This is a genomic window from Maribacter spongiicola, assembly GCF_052119685.1.
In the GTDB taxonomy this organism is placed as follows: domain Bacteria; phylum Bacteroidota; class Bacteroidia; order Flavobacteriales; family Flavobacteriaceae; genus Maribacter; species Maribacter spongiicola_A.
In genome coordinates this window covers 887500-905725 of sequence record NZ_JBGQOO010000001.1, presented here as the reverse complement: position 1 = coordinate 905725, position 18226 = coordinate 887500, and the positions used below count along the sequence as shown (strand labels likewise).

The window sequence follows — 18226 nt, the reverse complement described above, 5'->3', positions numbered from 1 at the left end:
GTGTAAAACTATAATGGATATCTTATAAAGTTATGCTCTTTAGCACATTAAACGATCTATTTTCGGTAATTACGTTTCTTTTTCACCTCTTTTATAGGAACGGGCAGCACGGCATCGCCTAAAAGGGCATAAACTTCACAACCATCGCATGGTTCTAAGGTATAAGTACCTGTAAATTCACCAAATGCCGGTACTATCATTTGATGTTCTGTTTTGTAAAAGCAAGGTAACCGTACAGATTGTCTTCCTAGTCCGCTAAGTTTAATTGCAGGGTGTATGTGTCCTGAAAAGTTGAATAAACCATCTCGTTCTTCTGGATGATGGGTTAAAAGAAAAGATTCTAATACTAATTCTGGAATCACCTTTATATGTAATTCTTCATATTTCAGTGGAGAAATAATATCGTGATTACCGCTTACTAAAATTATTTCTTGTGGAGTAGCCTTCACCCATTCTTCAAAAAATAGCCATTCTGTGTTTAAGGCGGAGTGAAATAAATCTCCTAAAAAAACTATCGATTCTGGTTTAAAATGATTCACTACAGAGGTTAATGCATCAAAATTTTGCTGCACTGCCTGTTGCGGAACTGCAGCACCGTATTTTCTAAAATGCGAAACTTTACCCAAATGAACATCACTAATCAATAACATTGATTTCTCTACCCAAAAAAGAGCGCCAGAAAAGTGCATTTCAAAAACTTGATCGTGAAGGGTAATCGAATGAGTCATCGATGCAAAATTACGAGAAATTTGTTTTGCGAAAAGCGTTTTACGCTATGCGCTTTGCGCCAAACGCTACACACTAATTATTGCTCAGCAAATAGTTCAATTTATTCCCCCTTTGGGTGCTAAGGGGATTCTATTTCTTCATCAATAGTGCAGCCATTTTTTTAATTCTGTCAGCTAATTTTTCACTTGATAATTTTTCGCGCCCCACACGTTCTGTAATCAAAGGGAAAGAAAATGGTGTGGGTTGCTCGCACGCTTTCCAAACAATTTCTTGTGTGGCAATACGCTCTAGTGATAATCGTAAACGACCCTCTTCTAATTGGTGCTCAAAAGTTTCGGTAAACGCTTGTTGAAACAATAAATTATCTGGTTCGTAATCTCTAAAAACATCGAACAGTAATTGAGAACTGCTTTGTAGATGTTTCATTTTAATCCCTTTTTTAGGGTAGCCAGTAAATACCATTCCGCTAATAATAGCAACATCCCTAAATCTGCGGCGTGCCATTTCGGTGGCATTCAAACTTTTTTGTAAATCATCCAGCATAAAATCTGTGGTAAACAAATCATTATCTAACACTTGTTGAATATCTATGGGCTGATCTGATAAAAGTTCAAAACCATAATCGTTAAACGCTAATGAAAAGGTAATAGGGGATAGTAGGCTAATTCTATACCCTAATAAGCTGCCCATTGCCTCATGTACAAATCTACCTTCAAAAGGATAAAAGAGATGATGGTAGCCATCGCGAGTTTTAAAGGTTTCAATTAGAAATTCTGATGGTTTAGGTACTATACTATCTCGTCGTTGTCTGTCAAAAAGAGGTTTCAATGCTCTTATTTCTGCAGATTGATTTTTAATTGGCTCGCCTGAGCTGTACAGTTCATTTCTGAGTAGCTCAGACATTTGTGCAGATAGCGTTAGTCTGCTTCCCATCCAACTAGAAATTTTATTGGTTTTCTTATTAGAATTTCGCACCTGTACGGTCATTTCTTTAATTCGAATGAATTCTAAATTTCTACCAGCAAAAGTGAATACATCACCTTTGTTAAGTTTAGAAATGAAAAATTCTTCAATAGAACCTATATATCCGCCTTTTTGATATTTGACTGCTAAATTGACATCGCCTACTATAGTGCCAATTTGGAAACGGTGGCGCATCGCCACACCACGATTGTTCACTTTAAATTTACCGTCTTCTTCAATCTCTACTTTTTTGTATTCGTCATAACTCTGTAAACTTTGACTGCCCATCACCAAAAAGTTCAATAACCACTGCCATTTTTCTTCGGTAAGGGCTTGGTAGCAGAACGTCTGTTTTATTTCTTGATAGATTTCTTTGGGGTAGAATCCGTCTGAAATCGCCAATGTGGTTAAATACTGTAAAAGAACATCATAACTATTAAGATAGGGCATGCGGTCTTCTACAGTGTTCAACTTTACCGCTTTTTGTAATGCCGATGCTTCTATAAGTTCTATGGCGTGAGTGGGTAGAAAATAAATTACACTTTCTTTACCAGGTCTATGACCGCTACGCCCTGCACGTTGTAAAAAACGGGCAACACCTTTTGGACCTCCTATTTGTACAACTGTTTCAACAGGTGCAAAATCTACTCCCAAGTCTAAACTAGAGGTGCAGACCACTGCTTTTAATTCCTCGTTTCTAATGGCATTTTCAACCCAAACTCTAGTTTCTTTATTTATACTGCCATGGTGCATTGCCATTTCACCTGCATATTCTGGATGCTTTTCCAAAATTTTCTGAAACCAGATTTCGCACTGACTTCTGGTATTTGTGAACAGTAGGGTGGTTTTGCTATTGTTTATAATGGGAATTACTTCTTCCAATAAATGAAGTCCCAAATGACCTCGCCATGGAAAGGTTTCCATCTTTTTCGGAATAATACTCTTTACGGTAATCTTCTTATTGATATTGGCTTTTATGAGAACGGAGTTTTCTAAAGCTTCAGACTCAATACCCAGTAACACATCTCTGGCTTGTTCTAAATTACCAATGGTTGCAGATATGCCCCAAATTCTTAAATGAGGGGATACATTTTTAAGCCGAGATAAGGCAAGTTCTATTTGTACACCTCGTTTTGTGCCTAATATTTCATGCCATTCATCAACAATTATTGCTGAACAATCTTTGAAAATTTTATCGTACCCCTTTGTAGCCAATAGTAATTGTAGACTTTCTGGAGTGGTGATTAGCAGATCTGGCATTTGCTTTTTTTGCTGTGCCCTTTCTTTTGTTGAAGTATCGCCAGAACGGGTGCCTACTGTCATTTGCGTACCTAAATCTAAGGTGATGCGTTCTGCAGATTGTTTTATTTCTTGGGATAACGCACGCAGCGGAGTAATCCAAATAGCCTTTAATCCCTTTCTGTGTTTAGTTTTATAATCAGGATTGTTTTTTATGTAATTCAACACAATAGGAAACCAAAGTGCATAAGTCTTTCCGCTACCTGTCGGAGCGTTTAAGAGTCCATTTTTACCCTGTAGAAAAGCCTTCCAAGTATCTTTTTGGAATTTAAAAGGTTTCCAATTTTGTTCTTGAAACCAATTTTCGGCGATATCGTAAAGTTCTTGTCTTTTTACCATTGCGAGCAAAGCGAAGCAATCTGTTTGATTTATTCTTGAATTTTATTTTTTGTTCCGAAGTTGAGAATTATCGTCTAACCAATTAATGGAAAGATCACCCCATTCAGGATTCATTGAATTTATTAATTCTTCCTTTTTTATCCGATTGCCAGCTTTTAATTTCAATTCTCTTTTAAATGCATCTTCCACATTCTCAAATTCCTCAAAATAAACTAGAATATCGCAATTGTATTTCTTGGTGAAAGCATTTGGATATATTCTGTTTTTATGTTCATTCATTCTTCTTTTAATGTCATCTGTAGCTCCAACATAAATAACTGTTTTATTTTTATTGGTTGTTATGTAGACATATCCTTTCATTTTATTTAGGCTAGTGAAATCAACAGATGTAAATTAAGTATAAGTTTTTTATTCAACAGATTCCTTCGCTTCGCTCGGAATTAACCCCTTTAAATCTTCAAGTGTATTTGCTTCATGAATGTTCTTGTCCTTTCGCCATCGTAACATTCTTGGAAAACGGGTGGCAATACCACTTTTATGACGTTTTGATAATGCAATACCTTCAAAAGCTATTTCAAAAACATGATGCGGAGTAACACTACGAACAGGACCAAAACGTTCTAATGTATTCTTCTTTATCCATGCATCTAGTTTTCTGAATTCTGTATCTGTTAGTCCGGAATATGCTTTTGCAAACGTAACTAGTTCTTTTTCTCCTTCTTCATTATCCTTCCAAAGAGCAAAAGTGTAATCTGTAAATAAGTTACTTCGTCTACCATGACCTCTCATGGCATAAGTAAGTACGGCATCTATAGTTAATGGGTCTACTTTCCATTTCCACCAGTCTCCCTTCTTTCTACCTACCAAATATGGAGAATCTTTTCTTTTAAGCATGAGTCCCTCACTATGCATTTCACGAGAGCGGTCGCGTTCTTCTGCTAATTCAATCCAAGAATTAAAATGCATTGTTTCAGAAAGATAAAGAGGAATATCACTTTGACTACGCTCAGTGACCGTATTTTTATTATCTGTTTGATGTAGTGCAGTAACATTTTTAAATAGCTTTTCTAAAATTTGTCTGCGTTCTATAAAGGGCGTTTGGCGAATATCTTTTCCTTTCCACTCTAAAATATCATAGGCTTTTAAAATAACAGGTACTTTTTTTAAAAGTGCTGCTGATATATTTTTGCGACCTATACGCGTTTGTAGGTCGTTGAATGTTCCGATAGTACCATTGGGAAATGGAAGTATTTCACCGTCTATAACTGTTCCATTAGGAATAACGCCAACGAACTTTTCAAATTCTGGATATTTATCGGTCACTAATTCTTCACCACGGCTCCATACAAACAGTTCATCATTTCTAAGAATTACCTGAGAGCGAATGCCATCCCATTTATGTTCTGCCGACCATTCATTTATATCGCCTAAATCTGCTGCTTCGCCTTCAATGGCATACGCCAAATAAAAAGGGTAGGGTTTAGATAGGTAATCGCTTTCGTTTTCTTCGAGAACCAGCTGTTGAAAAGATATCGTATTTGGGTCCCAGTTGCCCATCAATTTATAAGCTAAAATATCCTCGTCTATTTCAGTTGCTTTAGCCAATGCGCGGGTCATTAATTTTTGACTAACGCCAATTCTGAATCCGCCAGTAATGAGTTTTGTAAAAACAAAGCGTTCATAATAGTTAAGCACTTTCCAGTTTTCATAGAGATATGCCTTTTTATGATCATCTGTCTTCTTTTTTAGGGCTATCATTTCCTTAAGAAAAACAGTCAAACTCTTTTCTGATGATTGATTTGCTGCTGGTATCACCAAAGCGATAGTTTCGGCTAAATCACCAACGATATGGTAACTCTCTTCAAATAACCAAAGTGGAATATTAGCTAATTCTGATGCCCAGGTTCTAAGCAAGGTAGTGTTCACCGGCCTTGGTGGTCTACGATGCGAGAGTATGGCAATTGTCCATACTTTGTCCTCGTCACTGGCTTTTAGAAAGTAGTCTGTTAAAGCCTGTACTTTTATAGTTGTCTTATTGGTACTATCTAATGTTTTTATAAGGAGGGCGAAGTTTTTCATGCTGATATAGATGATTTTGAAGCTAGGGCAGCTTCTATTTCTTCCTCTCCATATTGTGTTGCTTCGGTGCGGGCATCATAGCCTTGTTCACGAAGGTATTTTGAAAATATATCTGTATATCCGTGCGTGCAAATGATTTTTTCTGCACCGGTAGCTTCGATGCTTTCTAGAAGTCCCGACCAATCGCAATGGTCACTTAATACAAAACCTTTATCAATAGCCCTGCGTCTTCGGGCTCCTCTAAAGGTCATCCATCCGCTTGCGGAAGCAGTAACATAAGGCACCATTTTTCTTATCCATGTACTACCATGTGCACTTGGCGGTGCTAATACAATGTTACCTAGCAATTGCTCTTTCTTTGTTTCTCTAGTGATAAGAGTTGTTTTTGGAAAATCTACTAAAGGTCGCAGCACCTCTGTCATATTTTCAATGGCGCCATGGGTGTATATTTCACCAATGTCTGTATTCAGATATTTTAGCAATCGCTGAGCCTTGCCTAAACTATACCCAAAAAGAATTGATGTTTTGCCTTCGGCTCTATTCTCTGCCCACCAGTTATTTATGTTTTCGAAAACCTCTACTTGTGGCGTCCATTTAAATGCAGGTAGCCCAAAAGTACATTCGGTTATAAAGGTGTTACATTTTATTGGTTCGTACGGAGTGGAAATACCATCGTTTTCAGTTTTATAATCTCCCGTAAATACCCAAACCTCCCCTTTATGCTCAACTCGTATTTGTGATGAGCCAATAATATGACCTGCTGGGTGAAGACTAAATTTTACATTATTGATAACAAAAGACTCTCCCCATTCTTTTCCTTCAACATTAATTTCGCCTAATCGATGCAGAATAATTGGAACGTTTCTATGATGGGTAATATATTTTTTATGACCGTATCTACTATGGTCAGCATGTCCATGTGATATGATGGCATGGTCTACAGGTTTCCATGGGTCAAGGTAAACTTTAGCCTTTTCGCAATAAATGCCATTGTTTGTAAATTGTAATAGAGGTGTTTTCATAGCGACATCAAGTTACAAATTTTGCATGCAAACAAAGTTGCTGACAAACTAAACTATGACCTCTAAAAAATTTATATTTGCTCAATAATTAAAATTTAAGATATGTCTTTTGCAGATTTATATAGTAGTGGTGAGCATAGAAGAAACTTAGCTCACTTTGCAGCTTTGGCCACTTTGGCGTCTATTGATGGTGAAATTAGCGTTGAAGAAAAAAAATTGTTAGATCGTTTCGCTAGTAAATTAGATATCACCGAGTCTGAATATCAAGAGGTATTAAAGAAAGAGAATAAATACCCAATCGATTCTACGCCAGATTCTGAGAGGAGATTAGAGCGTTTATACGATTTGTTCAAAATTGTATACTCTGATCATGAAATTGATGATGAAGAAAGAGTGCTGATTAAAAAGTATGCAATCGGTCTTGGCTTTACTGATGAAAAAGCAGATAAAGTTATTGAACGTTCAATTGCTATTTTTGGAGGAAAAATAGATTTTGATGATTATTTATACTTAGTAAAACACTAAGCTTTGAAAAAAGTGGACATAAAAAAAGGGAGCAATTTGCTCCCTTTTTTATTAATGATATTTATCTAAGAATTCTTGCAGTTTTTCTACCATTTTTCTGCTGCCACAAAAGAACGGAACACGTTGATGTAGTTCAGTTGGCACAATGTCCATAATACGCGTTCTACCACCTACTGCTAGACCGTTTGCCTGTTCGGCTAAAAATGCCATTGGGTTACATTCGTATAATAATCGCAGTTTACCGCTTTCGGTAACACTACTTTTCGGGTACATATATATACCACCTTTAATCATATTTCTATGAAAGTCAGAAACTAAAGATCCAATGTACCTAGAGGTATATGGTCTATCATCTTCTTCCATTTGACAATATTTAATATAATCTTTTACCCCTTGGTGAAAATGAACATAATTACCTTCATTTACAGAATAGATTCTGCCGTTTTCAGGAAATTTCATATTCGGGTGAGATAGATAAAAAGTACCTAATGCTGGGTTTAATGTAAAACCGTTTACACCATCACCAGTAGTATAAACTAACATAGTCGATGTACCGTAAACTACATAACCTGCTGCAACCTGTTGATTACCTGGCTGTAAAAAATCTTCCATAGTAACTGGTGTCCCTACAGGCGTAATACGTCTATAAATAGAGAATATGGTACCTACCGAAACATTGACATCAATGTTAGATGACCCGTCTAGGGGATCAATTAAAACAACATATTTGTTCTGATGGTTATCATCATTACTGTTAATGCTTATGAAGCTATCTTCTTCTTCTGAAGCGATACCGCAAACAATTTCTCTATTTTTTAAAGTTTGAATGAATTTTTCATTAGCGAATAAATCTAATTTCTGTTGATCTTCACCTTGTATGTTGGTTTCACCAACACCGCCTAAAATATCGATTAGACCAGCTTTGCTCACTTCGTGGTTAACAACTTTTGCGGCTAATCTAATGGCATTGATAAGCTTTGATAATTCACCTGAGGAATATTGAAATGAATCTTGATTTTCAATAATAAACTCCCCTAAGGTCTGATTTCTTTTTGGAGACATCTTTTAGTTTATGGTTTATACAAATATCGTGTATTTTGTTAAACGTTCAATTTTCGTTTTAATTACATTTTTTAAATTTATAACTTTGTGTTTTATTTGTAACAATTATGGAGTATACAATCAGGGTTGCCAAGAGAGAAGATATGAAGCAAGTGCTTCACTTAATTCAAGAATTAGCCACTTTTGAGAAAGAAGATGATGCTGTTGAAGTAAGCGTTCAGAATTTAGAAGAAGATGGTTTTGGGGCACAGCAATTATTTCACTGTTTTGTTGCAGAAAAGAACAATAAAATTGTAGGTATGGCACTTGTTTATCCTCGATATTCTACATGGAAAGGACCAGTTATTCATTTAGAAGATTTAATAGTCACAAAAGAGATGCGTGGTAGTGGTTTAGGTACGGCACTATTAAATGAGGTTGTAAAATATGGTGATCAATTAGGGGTGAAAAGAATAAGCTGGGAAGTTATCGATTGGAACGAACCTGCAATAGGTTTTTACGAGAGTAAGGGGGCCAAAGTAATGAGAGATTGGGATGTAGTGCAATTAGATGAAACAGGAATAAAAGAGTATTTAAGCGCAATAGCTTAATTGAAAAGAAAGATAAAATTTAGAGAGCAATAGCATATGAGAGTTTTTAAATTTGGAGGAGCATCGGTTAAAGATGCAAATGCGGTTAAAAATGTAGTAAAGGTTTTGAAAGAAGTAGGGTATGAGAATACACTACTGGTAGTTTCGGCAATGGGCAAAACCACCAATGCCATGGAAGATATTATTAATGCTTATTTCGATGATAAAAAAGAGATACCTTCTAAGGTAGCCGAAATGGTTGATTATCATTTAGATATCGTATCTGAATTATTTCCAAATGCACAACATGCCATTTATAAAGAGATTAAAGTGCTTGTCGATGAAATTAACGGCTTTTTGGTATGGAATAAATCGCCCAACTATAACTTTGTTTATGATCAAATAGTTGGTTACGGAGAATTAATTTCTACCACTATCATAAGTGCATATTTTAAAGAAATAGGTATCGCCAATAACTGGTTAGATGTTAGAAATTTCATTAAAACAGATAGTAATTACAGAGACACTACAGTAGACTGGGAACGTACCCAAAAGAACGTTACCACAATAGATAAAAAGGTACTGAATATTACACAGGGTTTCTTAGGTAGCGATGATAATAACTTTACCACTACTTTAGGTAGAGAGGGATCTGATTATTCTGCGGCAATTTTAGCGTATTGTTTAAATGCTGATTCTGTGACTATCTGGAAAGATGTACCGGGAGTGCTAAACGCAGATCCTAGATATTTTAAAGAAACACAATTGCTGAATAACATATCATATAGAGAGGCTATTGAGTTAGCATTTTATGGCGCTTCTGTAATTCACCCAAAAACATTACAACCTTTGCAGCGTAAAGAAATTCCGTTGCACGTAAAATCATTCATAAACCCATTAGGTAAGGGTACCACTGTAGGTAAGGGTGTTGGTATAGAACCAAAAGTACCTTGCTTTATAGTCAAGAAGAATCAGGTTTTAATGAAGTTGTCTTCGCTTGACTTTTCTTTCATCGTTGAAGATAGTATTAGCGAACTCTTTAAACTGTTTCATCTGCATAAAATAAAGGTAGATTTAATTCAAAACTCTGCCATTAGTTTCTCGGTTTGTATCGATAATAAGTTTGGCGGACTAGAAGCGCTTCTGCAACAATTAAAGAGCAAGTTTAAAGTGGTACATCATGAGAATGTATCGTTATATACTATTAGACATTTTAATGCTAAAGCTTTAGAATCATTGCAGAACGGTCATGAGCTATTGTTAGAACAACGTGGTGCCGAAACTGTACAGCTAGTGGTGAAGTAATTTCTTTATATTTCATGTTTTGTAAAAGCAACTCTACTAGTGCTATTTTCCTATATTTACAGTCTAATCGATGAGGACATATGGGTTTAGTTACCGCTAAAGAAATTGCCACGGCTACCAAGCTATCTAAATACCGAGTGTTTGGTACTTTTATTGGTTGGATGCTGTTGAAGGTTACTAGATTGTCTCGTATAAATAGAGATTACGACAGCATTGCCCATTTAGAAGGAGAAGATTATGCCAATGCCATTCTAGAGCTATACGAAATTGACTATGAAATTCCAGAAGAAGACTTTAGACGTTTACCGAAAGAAGGTCCGTATGTAACCATCAGTAATCATCCATTGGGTGCTATTGACGGTATTTTGTTGTTTAAATTAATGATTAAGCAACGACCAGATTATAAGATAATGGCTAATTTTTTATTGCAAAGAATGGTTCCATTAGAACCTTATGTTTTGCCTGTAAATCCGTTTACCGAACATAAAGATGCCAGAAGTAATTTAGCCGGATTCAAAAAAACTTTAGAACATTTAAAAGACGGTCATGTGTTAGGTGTTTTTCCTGCAGGAGAAGTTTCTACACATAAAGATGGTAAGTTATTGGTTGATAAACCTTGGGAAGAAGCTGCTATCAAATTAATTAGAAAAGCAAATGTACCCGTAGTTCCTATTTACTTTCACGCAAAAAATAGTTCGTTGTTTTATAGAATTTCTAAACTTGGTGATTCGTTAAGAACAGCTATGATTCCCTCTCAAGTTTTTTCGCAAAGAAACAGACCAATTAAAGTTAGAATTGGGCAACCTATTTCTGTAGCTACACAAAATGAACAAGGTAGTTTAGAAGAATATACAGATCTTCTACGTCGTAAAACATATATGCTTTCTAACGCTTATGAAAAAGAGCGTTTAATAGATCAAATACCAACAAGCCTTAAAATACCTAAGCAACCCAAAAAAATTGCAGATGCAGTTCGTAAAGAGGTTATGGAGGGTGAAATTGAAAAACTTAGAGAGAAAGATTGTCGTTTACTGCAAAGTAAAAATTATGAAGTCTTTTTGGCCAAGGAAAAAGACATGCCTTTTATTTTAAAGGAAATAGGAAGACAACGAGAAGTAACATTTAGAGCAATTGGTGAGGGTACTAATAAAGCCATTGACTTAGATAATTTTGATAGCTATTATCACCATCTTTTTTTATGGGACGATGAGGTAAAATGTATTGTTGGTGCCTATAGAATGGGTATGGGTTCAGAGATTTTTCCTGAGTATGGTATTGATGGCTTTTATGTACAGGATCTTTTTAGGGTTGAACCAGAACTATATGACATGATGGAACATTCCATTGAAATGGGTCGTGCCTATATCACTAAAGAATACCAACAAAAACCAATGCCCTTATTTTTACTTTGGAAGGGAATTGTGCATACTACATTGCGGTTTCCAGAGCACAAATACTTAATAGGTGGGGTAAGTATCAGTAACCAATTTTCAAACTTCTCTAAATCGTTGATGATCGAATTTATGAAGTCGAATTATTGGGATCCTTATGTAGCACAATACATAAGACCTAAAAAAGAGTTCAAGGTGAAGTTAAAAGATGCGGACAAGGAATTCGTTTTTGATGAAACCCAAGCCGACTTAAATAAGTTTGATCGTTTAATAGATGAGGTTGAGCCAGGTAACTTACGTTTGCCGGTTTTGATAAAGAAGTATATCAAACAAAATGCAAGAGTAGTGGCGTTCAATGTAGATCCATTATTTAATAACTCTGTCGACGGATTAATGTATATCAAAATTGCCGATTTACCTGAGAGTACCGTAAAACCGGTAATGGAAGAATTTCAGGCAGAATTGGAGCGTAAATGGTTAGAATCTCAAAATTCGGACATAGAGCAATAATTTAATCTATACCTACTATACTGCTTCGTCTTTCAAAAAGTACGTTATCTACCCATTTACTATGTAATCTGCCCACGCGCTCGCGTTTGCCAATCATTCTAAAACCTGTAGCTTCATGTATTTTTATGCTGCCATAATTTGTCGGAAAAATACCAGATTGAAGCGTCCAAATGCCTTCTTGTTCGCTAGCCGATATAACATGTTCTAACAATAATTTACCTAAACCTTTGCCACGACTATTTTCAGAAATATAGACACTAATTTCTGCTACGCCACCATAAACGCATCTACTAGAAACAGGGGAGAGTGCGACCCAACCCATAATTTCAGAGGTGCTTTCAGCAATAAATCGGCAGGTTCTCATATGTGCTTCGTCCCAAGCTTCAAAAGTGGGTACATTGGTTTCAAAAGTAGCCATGCCAGTATCAATGCCTTGTTTGTAAATGTTGGCGACAGACTCCCAATCCGTCGCCAACATTGTTCTAATTGTTATATCATTCATGCTAATTAAAATTAACAGCAGCCGCCACCTGGTGCGCAAGATATCTCTGCAACTTCTGCCGTTTCAGGTACACCACAAGTTTCTTTTGCTTTACAGTCTGTCTTCTCTACACCCAAGTGCATTAAAATCTGATTATCTTTTATTTGGTGTGATAATACATATAGTTGAGCTGTGTGAAATACCGAATTGCTGTATTCAAACTTCACTTCAACATCTTTCTCCATAGGCTTTATTTTATCGACCGTATTTAGAATACTCAATGCTTTATCGGCAATCATATAATCTCTTTTGCCCAGTTCTGCCGGACTCTCCCATAACTGTATGATGGTTTCTTTCCAGAAATCTGTACCAGCACCACAATCAACAGAGTCGATAGTAATATTTTTAACTTCGGTAATATGATAATTGGCGCCTACCAATTGACCAGGTGCATATTCAAACACTAAGGTTTTACTAGCGTTTTCCTTTAATAATGATAGAAGTTCGTTTGTTTTCATGTCTATATATTTTAATTAACAACAATTACTTTTTGTGGTGTTGAAGAAAGAATTCAGTAGTGTTTGTATCTCTGTCCATTTCGATAAATTGATGCAGTAACATACTTTTTTGCCTTCTATTTCGCCTCTAATTAAATCTATACTCTTAAGTTCTTTTAAATGTTGTGAGATAGTTGGCTGAGCCAAACCAATTTCATCAACAATATCATTACAGATACAAGAGTCTTGCTGGCTTATGTATTGTAAGATGGCAATACGAGCAGGGTTCGATAATACTTTAAAAATGATAGCAAGTTCATTCTGCTCTTTGTTAAATATTTGTGTTTTAGTAATTCCCATTTTGTATTTATATATTGCAATATTACGATAATAAATAATATAAAAAAAGCCAGATGATATTTTATCTGGCTTAAGCTATTTAGAACCAAGGTTTTCTACCTACTTGGTAGGTGTTGTAAAACTCTTCGTCTGATTTCGTTAGGTAGATGATACCTTCGATTAATCCTATTACTCCAGGAATCCATACTATTAATAACCCAAGTCCAAATGCACACATTAGTACATAAGATGCTATGGTTATTCCTAATAGTATTATACCTTCTTTTTGATATCCTAATATGAATTTATGAACACCTAAAGAGCCAAAAATAATTGCTAGGATTCCAGCCAATACTTTTTTGTTTTCACCGCCTGCACTACTAAAAGCTTCTCTGGCTCCAGCACTAAATTCATCGGCTGTTTTTTTAGCATTATCACTAAATTCTTTTGCAGATTCTTTTGCATCCTCTGAAAATTCTTTTGCAGATTCTTTTGCTTTGTCAAAGGCGTCTTCGGCCTTGTCTCCAAAATCTTTATTCTCGTCTGACATTTTATTTGTTGTTTGGTGGTTATTATAAGTGATAAATGTAGTAATTATTTCAACATCATAGAAATGCTTTATCAATTGGTTCCCAAAGCTCTAGCTTATTTCCGTCGGGGTCTAAAATCCATCCGAATTTTCCATATTCAAATTCTTGAATTTCACCAACTATGGTAACCCCTTCTTCCTTTAAAACTTCTAATAATTCTACAAGATTTTCAACCCTAAAATTCATCATAAAGCTAGATTGGCTGGGTTTGAAATAATCGGTATCGGCATTCATGGGGCTCCATTGTGTTGAGCAATCATTACCTTCTTTATCTTTCCACCAAAATGTACAGCCATATTGGTCAGTGTTAAGTCCCAAATGTTTGTTATACCAATTTTTAGATTGATCAGGATCTTTCGTTTTGAAAAAAAACCCGCCTAAACCTGTTACTCTTTTTTTCATATCGATTTATTTTTTAATATTCCTCTCGTATAAATTAATCCATTCTTGGGGTGTCATTTTGGTACATAGTTCTGCAATGAGCTCGTAAGGAATATCATCCATACTTTTAAAACGAATACAACTCTTGCCCATATCTAACTTAAGCTTACAATGGTTTGGAAATTCATTAGTAAACCAATTCAATAAAGTATTATCTGCATATATACCAGAGTGGTACAACGCAATAAAATTCTTTTGAGAAGCCAAATTGATAAAAGGCAATGGTAATTCGGACTTAACATGATACCCTGCCGGATAAAGAGAATGCGGTACAATGTAACCTAGCATGCTATAACTTAATTGCTCTTCAAAACCAACTGGTAAATTTTGTAAAATAATACCTCTTAGTTTTTCAATTACCACTTTACGTTCTTGTGGTAATTGGGCAATATATTCATTTGGTGTGCTGGCTTCATATGTCATTTTAGCTTTCGAATTTCTTCTTTATTTTGTCTACTATTGTTTGCGCTAATTTAATTTTACTTTCTACGGTCCACCCTGCTACATGCGGAGAAAGTATGACTTGGTCAGAGCTAATTAGATATTGAAATGCCTCTGGTAAATTACCATCGGTGAACATATTTTCGAAAGATGTCTTTTCATACTCTAAAACATCTAAACCGGCACCAAGTACTTTACCCGAGTTTAAAGCGTCTACTAAATCTGTGGTAATAACACATTTGCCTCTGGCAGTATTAATAATCCAAATAGGGTTTTCAAATTTCTCTAGAAACTCTTTGTTGACCATACCTATTGTTAATTCTGTTTGAGGTACATGCAAGCTTATAACATCGACCCTATTTTGAAATTCCATAATACCTACTTGACGGGCATTTTCGTCTTCTACGCCACCTTGAATGTCATAGCAGATAACTTCTTCTACATCGAAACCTTTTAATTTTTTAGCAAAGGCTTTTCCCATATTGCCATAACCGATAATACCTACCACTTTGCCTTCTAATTCTACGCCTCTGTTACCTTCGCGATCCCATTTGCCGCTTCTAACTTCTTTATCTGCTGAGTTAAGTTTGTTAAAAAGGGATAAAAGCATACCTAGTGCATGTTCGCCAACAGCATTGCGATTACCTTCTGGTGCTGCAGCAAGAAAAATACCTAGCGACTTGGCATATCTTATGTCAATATTTTCTAATCCGGCACCTAATCTGCCGATGAATTTTAAGTTTTTTGCCTTATCTAAAAAATCAGCGTCAATTGAAAATCTACTGCGAATTATGAGTCCGTCATAATCTGCGATTTTGGCTTCAATCTGTTTTTTGGTAGAGGTGTAGTCTTCATCGTTCTGAAAACCTAATTCAGAAAATTGCTCGATTATTAAAGGGTGATTGATGTCTACGTGTAATACTTTCATGTAATCTAAATTATATTTTGGGGTACTCTGTTTGTGTTTTTTCGTCTTGGATTTTACCTGTATGTGCAGTACTTAATTTTTCATACAACAAAATGTGCACTTCTTCATCATTTTTTGTCATTGGGCAGTGTTCAATACCTTTAGGCACAATGATAATCTCGCCTTGCTCTGCGATCTCGGTACGATCTCTATATTGCATATAAAGGGTGCCTTTTATTACTTGAAAAAGTTCATCTTCTTTGTCATGCGAATGCCATACAAATTCACCTTTTATTTTTGCCAGTAAAACCTGCATATCATCAACAACGCCTATTTGGTGCGGATGCCAATAAGCAGTTACTTGCTTAAATTTTTCTTTTAAGGTAATACTGTTCATTAGTGCTGTTTATTTTATCCTATTCAGGATAAATAAGGATTGATTTCTTTTAAGAATTTGAATACAGTAAGATACGCAAAGCGACAGTATTCTAAAAAGAAGATCGGCTGTTTATTAAATACCTAAAATCATCTTTGCAATAGAGAAGTATATTAAAATACCAAAAATATCATTGCCAGTGGTGATAAACGGACCAGTAGCTACCGCTGGATCAACACCCCTTTTATCTAAAAATACAGGAATAAAAGTACCTATAAGTGCCGCAATAATAATTACAGAGATCAGAGCTACGCAAAGAGTGATGGAGACCAAATAGCTTGTTTTAAAGAAGAAATGGCTAATGATCAATACAATGATAGCAATGGCAATACCGTTAATTAAAGCCAATGTAAATTCTTTAAATAATCTATTTAATATTTCGCCCTTTACAGTGTTGTTAGCAAGACCTTGTACCATAATTGCCGAAGATTGTACACCAACATTACCTGCCGTTGCTTGTATTAAAGGCACAAAAATTAGAAGTATAGGAAACGTATTCATTACTTCTTGAAAACTATTGATAATACTTGCTGCACCAATACCGCCGAACATACCAATAATCAACCATGGTAAACGTGCTTTGGTAAGTTCCCAAATGCTATCATCTGCCTCTACACCCCTAGAAATACCTGCGGCCATTTGGTAGTCGCGCTCGGCTTCTTCTTTTATTACATCTACGATATCATCAATAGTAATACGCCCTACCAACCTACCTATTTCGTCAACTACAGGTATGGCTTCAAGGTCATATTTAGTCATGATCCTTGCCACTTCTTCTGGATCTTCATTAACGTTGACGGCATCAACATTTTTTATGAATACATCTTTAATGTGCGTTTTGGTAGAAGTGGTCAATAAATCTTTTAACGATAGTCGCCCTTTTAATTTATCTTCATCATCTACCACATAAATAGAATGTACTCTAGTAACATTCTCAGCTTGTGCCCGCATTTCCTTTACACAAGTAAGTACATTCCAATTTTCATTGACTTTTACAAGCTCTTTTGCCATAAGGCCGCCAGCGGAATCTTCAGCATATCTTAATAAATCGACGATATCTTTAGCGTGTTCTCTATCTTCGATTTTAGAGATGACGTCTTGTATCTGCTCTTTTGGAAGTTCGCCAATAATATCTGCAGCATCATCGGTGTCTAGCTCATCTAGCTCACTGGCAATTTCTTGAGATGACAAATTACCTAAAATGGCCTCACGAATGTCTTCATCTAACTCGGTTAGAACATCAGAGGTTTTATCACTACCAAGTAACTTAATTAAATAGGTCGCCTTGGCTTCATCTAATTCATTAATGATTTCGGCAACATCGGCATAATGCACGGCCTCTAACATAGAATTTAGTTCAGCATCATTGTTTTGTTCAATGAGCTGTTCTATTTCTACTACAAATTCTTCTGTTAGTTTAAAGGGTGTCATCTGCTATTTTCTTCGTCAATGCAATAAAATCGTCAACCGCCAATTGTTCTGGCCTTAGGTCAAATATAGTATCTTCTCTTAAATTATCTGACAATGTAAATGTTTTTAAACTGTTACGTAATGTCTTTCTACGTTGATTAAATGCTGCTTTTACTACACGGTATAAAAGTTGTTCGTCGCAAGAAAGCTCAAATTTTGGTTTTCTTGTTAATCGCAATACCCCCGATTGTACTTTTGGTGGTGGGTCGAAAACAATTGGATCTACCGTAAATAGATATTCGGCATCATAAAATACTTGAACTAAAACAGAAAGAATACCATATGCCTTACTACCTTCTGATGAGCAAATACGTTGCGCGACCTCTTTTTGAAACATCCCCGAAAATTCAGGAACATAGTTTCTAAGTTCTAGCATTTTAAAAACAATCTGTGTAGAGATATTGTAAGGGAAGTTACCAGTTATGCCAAATTGCTCGTCGCCGAATAAAGTGGAAATATCGTAATTCAAAAAATCTGCTTCAATAACCTTAAAAGTACCATTACCCTCAAATGCTTTAGGGTGTTCTAACGGAAACTTTTCATTGAGATAGGTAATTGATTCTCTATCCAGATCCATAGCCACTAAATTACTATCTCGTAAAAGAAGGTATTTGGTTAGTACTCCCGTACCTGGACCTATTTCTATTACGTTCTTATAATCTTTTTGTAGTAAGGTTTCGGCAATTTGCTTTGCAATGCCTTCATCTTTTAAGAAATGCTGACCTAAGTACTTTTTCGCTTTTACAGGACTTTTTTCGTTATGCTTTTTATGAGCATATTTATCGTCTTTGTTCTTCTTCCTTTTCGTTCCCATAACTAATATTTTGCACT

Annotated in this window: 20 protein-coding genes; 4 read left to right on the top strand and 16 right to left on the bottom strand. The window is 35.7% G+C overall.

Annotation, left to right across the window (positions count from 1 at the left end):
- Positions 1–56: 56 nt before the first annotated feature.
- The 5 genes from pdeM to ACEN2N_RS03745 form a co-directional block, all read right to left on the bottom strand.
- A complete protein-coding gene (gene pdeM, locus ACEN2N_RS03765; protein WP_441823060.1) occupies positions 57–728 on the bottom strand; it encodes a ligase-associated DNA damage response endonuclease PdeM in 672 nt (223 codons plus the stop codon).
- 130 nt (positions 729–858) lie between these two features.
- Positions 859–3330 (bottom strand): ligase-associated DNA damage response DEXH box helicase, encoded by a 2472-nt coding sequence (locus ACEN2N_RS03760; protein ID WP_441823059.1) that lies wholly within the window; start codon positions 3328–3330, stop codon positions 859–861.
- 42 nt (positions 3331–3372) lie between these two features.
- Positions 3373–3690 carry a GIY-YIG nuclease family protein gene (locus ACEN2N_RS03755; RefSeq protein WP_441823058.1) on the bottom strand — a complete coding sequence of 106 codons (318 nt, stop codon included), beginning with the start codon at positions 3688–3690 and terminating at the stop codon, positions 3373–3375.
- Positions 3691–3738: 48 nt separating this feature from the next.
- On the bottom strand, positions 3739–5409 hold the full coding sequence (locus ACEN2N_RS03750) for an ATP-dependent DNA ligase (protein ID WP_441823057.1): 1671 nt from the start codon (positions 5407–5409) through the stop codon (positions 3739–3741).
- Positions 5406–6431, bottom strand: coding sequence for a ligase-associated DNA damage response exonuclease (locus ACEN2N_RS03745; RefSeq protein ID WP_441823056.1), 1026 nt, complete (start codon positions 6429–6431; stop codon positions 5406–5408). The genes ACEN2N_RS03750 and ACEN2N_RS03745 overlap by 4 nt, the downstream gene beginning before the upstream one ends.
- 102 nt (positions 6432–6533) lie before the next feature.
- On the opposite strand from ACEN2N_RS03745, the gene ACEN2N_RS03740 reads away from it, so the two are divergent.
- A complete protein-coding gene (locus ACEN2N_RS03740; protein ID WP_423997035.1) occupies positions 6534–6956 on the top strand; it encodes a TerB family tellurite resistance protein in 423 nt (140 codons plus the stop codon).
- 51 nt (positions 6957–7007) lie between these two features.
- Here ACEN2N_RS03740 and fbp read toward each other — a convergent pair whose 3' ends face one another.
- Positions 7008–8018: a class 1 fructose-bisphosphatase gene (gene fbp / locus ACEN2N_RS03735; protein WP_441823055.1), complete on the bottom strand. Its 1011-nt coding sequence runs from the start codon at positions 8016–8018 to the stop codon at positions 7008–7010.
- A gap of 107 nt (positions 8019–8125) precedes the next feature.
- Here fbp and ACEN2N_RS03730 point away from each other — a divergent pair, with 107 nt between their 5' ends.
- The 3 genes from ACEN2N_RS03730 (at position 8126) to ACEN2N_RS03720 (ending at position 11793) form a co-directional block, all read left to right on the top strand.
- Positions 8126–8608, top strand: coding sequence for a GNAT family N-acetyltransferase (locus tag ACEN2N_RS03730; protein WP_441823054.1), 483 nt, complete (start codon positions 8126–8128; stop codon positions 8606–8608).
- A 36-nt stretch (positions 8609–8644) separates the two neighbouring features.
- Positions 8645–9892, top strand: coding sequence for an aspartate kinase (locus ACEN2N_RS03725; protein ID WP_423997041.1), 1248 nt, complete (start codon positions 8645–8647; stop codon positions 9890–9892).
- 80 nt (positions 9893–9972) lie between these two features.
- Positions 9973–11793 (top strand): GNAT family N-acyltransferase, encoded by a 1821-nt coding sequence (locus ACEN2N_RS03720; RefSeq protein WP_441823053.1) that lies wholly within the window; start codon positions 9973–9975, stop codon positions 11791–11793.
- A 1-nt stretch (position 11794) separates the two neighbouring features.
- Here ACEN2N_RS03720 and ACEN2N_RS03715 read toward each other — a convergent pair whose 3' ends face one another.
- The 10 genes from ACEN2N_RS03715 to rsmA form a co-directional block, all read right to left on the bottom strand.
- Positions 11795–12295: a GNAT family N-acetyltransferase gene (locus ACEN2N_RS03715; RefSeq protein ID WP_441823052.1), complete on the bottom strand. Its 501-nt coding sequence runs from the start codon at positions 12293–12295 to the stop codon at positions 11795–11797.
- 11 nt (positions 12296–12306) lie between these two features.
- Positions 12307–12792, bottom strand: a complete 486-nt coding sequence (locus tag ACEN2N_RS03710) for a DUF6428 family protein (protein ID WP_441823051.1) — start codon at positions 12790–12792, stop codon at positions 12307–12309.
- 15 nt (positions 12793–12807) lie between these two features.
- The gene (locus ACEN2N_RS03705; RefSeq protein WP_441823050.1) at positions 12808–13131 is read right to left on the bottom strand and encodes an ArsR/SmtB family transcription factor; all 324 of its coding nucleotides are present in this window, start codon (positions 13129–13131) and stop codon (positions 12808–12810) included.
- Between the two features lie 79 nt (positions 13132–13210).
- Entirely contained in the window at positions 13211–13660 is a 450-nt protein-coding gene (locus ACEN2N_RS03700; protein WP_133686120.1) for an NINE protein, read from the bottom strand.
- Positions 13661–13715: 55 nt separating this feature from the next.
- Positions 13716–14102, bottom strand: a complete 387-nt coding sequence (locus ACEN2N_RS03695) for a VOC family protein (protein WP_441823049.1) — start codon at positions 14100–14102, stop codon at positions 13716–13718.
- Between the two features lie 6 nt (positions 14103–14108).
- Entirely contained in the window at positions 14109–14564 is a 456-nt protein-coding gene (locus tag ACEN2N_RS03690) for a DUF1801 domain-containing protein (RefSeq protein WP_441823048.1), read from the bottom strand.
- Between the two features lies 1 nt (position 14565).
- Complete coding sequence (locus ACEN2N_RS03685) at positions 14566–15510, bottom strand: 2-hydroxyacid dehydrogenase (RefSeq protein WP_441823047.1); 945 nt, start codon at positions 15508–15510, stop codon at positions 14566–14568.
- Positions 15511–15520: 10 nt separating this feature from the next.
- The gene (locus ACEN2N_RS03680) at positions 15521–15886 is read right to left on the bottom strand and encodes a cupin domain-containing protein (protein WP_441823046.1); all 366 of its coding nucleotides are present in this window, start codon (positions 15884–15886) and stop codon (positions 15521–15523) included.
- Positions 15887–16000: 114 nt separating this feature from the next.
- Positions 16001–17356: a magnesium transporter gene (gene mgtE, locus ACEN2N_RS03675; protein WP_423997058.1), complete on the bottom strand. Its 1356-nt coding sequence runs from the start codon at positions 17354–17356 to the stop codon at positions 16001–16003.
- Positions 17343–18209: a 16S rRNA (adenine(1518)-N(6)/adenine(1519)-N(6))-dimethyltransferase RsmA gene (gene rsmA, locus ACEN2N_RS03670; protein WP_441823045.1), complete on the bottom strand. Its 867-nt coding sequence runs from the start codon at positions 18207–18209 to the stop codon at positions 17343–17345. Before rsmA ends, mgtE begins: the two co-directional genes overlap by 14 nt.
- Positions 18210–18226: the final 17 nt, after the last annotated feature.

Coding starts and splice junctions, on each gene's coding strand:
- pdeM (WP_441823060.1), bottom strand. CDS start 728: ATGACTCATTCGATTACCCTTCACGATCAAGTTTTTGAAATGCACTTT.
- ACEN2N_RS03760 (WP_441823059.1), bottom strand. CDS start 3,330: ATGGTAAAAAGACAAGAACTTTACGATATCGCCGAAAATTGGTTTCAA.
- ACEN2N_RS03755 (WP_441823058.1), bottom strand. CDS start 3,690: ATGAAAGGATATGTCTACATAACAACCAATAAAAATAAAACAGTTATT.
- ACEN2N_RS03750 (WP_441823057.1), bottom strand. CDS start 5,409: ATGAAAAACTTCGCCCTCCTTATAAAAACATTAGATAGTACCAATAAG.
- ACEN2N_RS03745 (WP_441823056.1), bottom strand. CDS start 6,431: ATGAAAACACCTCTATTACAATTTACAAACAATGGCATTTATTGCGAA.
- ACEN2N_RS03740 (WP_423997035.1), top strand. CDS start 6,534: ATGTCTTTTGCAGATTTATATAGTAGTGGTGAGCATAGAAGAAACTTA.
- fbp (WP_441823055.1), bottom strand. CDS start 8,018: ATGTCTCCAAAAAGAAATCAGACCTTAGGGGAGTTTATTATTGAAAAT.
- ACEN2N_RS03730 (WP_441823054.1), top strand. CDS start 8,126: ATGGAGTATACAATCAGGGTTGCCAAGAGAGAAGATATGAAGCAAGTG.
- ACEN2N_RS03725 (WP_423997041.1), top strand. CDS start 8,645: ATGAGAGTTTTTAAATTTGGAGGAGCATCGGTTAAAGATGCAAATGCG.
- ACEN2N_RS03720 (WP_441823053.1), top strand. CDS start 9,973: ATGGGTTTAGTTACCGCTAAAGAAATTGCCACGGCTACCAAGCTATCT.
- ACEN2N_RS03715 (WP_441823052.1), bottom strand. CDS start 12,295: ATGAATGATATAACAATTAGAACAATGTTGGCGACGGATTGGGAGTCT.
- ACEN2N_RS03710 (WP_441823051.1), bottom strand. CDS start 12,792: ATGAAAACAAACGAACTTCTATCATTATTAAAGGAAAACGCTAGTAAA.
- ACEN2N_RS03705 (WP_441823050.1), bottom strand. CDS start 13,131: ATGGGAATTACTAAAACACAAATATTTAACAAAGAGCAGAATGAACTT.
- ACEN2N_RS03700 (WP_133686120.1), bottom strand. CDS start 13,660: ATGTCAGACGAGAATAAAGATTTTGGAGACAAGGCCGAAGACGCCTTT.
- ACEN2N_RS03695 (WP_441823049.1), bottom strand. CDS start 14,102: ATGAAAAAAAGAGTAACAGGTTTAGGCGGGTTTTTTTTCAAAACGAAA.
- ACEN2N_RS03690 (WP_441823048.1), bottom strand. CDS start 14,564: ATGACATATGAAGCCAGCACACCAAATGAATATATTGCCCAATTACCA.
- ACEN2N_RS03685 (WP_441823047.1), bottom strand. CDS start 15,510: ATGAAAGTATTACACGTAGACATCAATCACCCTTTAATAATCGAGCAA.
- ACEN2N_RS03680 (WP_441823046.1), bottom strand. CDS start 15,886: ATGAACAGTATTACCTTAAAAGAAAAATTTAAGCAAGTAACTGCTTAT.
- mgtE (WP_423997058.1), bottom strand. CDS start 17,356: ATGACACCCTTTAAACTAACAGAAGAATTTGTAGTAGAAATAGAACAG.
- rsmA (WP_441823045.1), bottom strand. CDS start 18,209: ATGGGAACGAAAAGGAAGAAGAACAAAGACGATAAATATGCTCATAAA.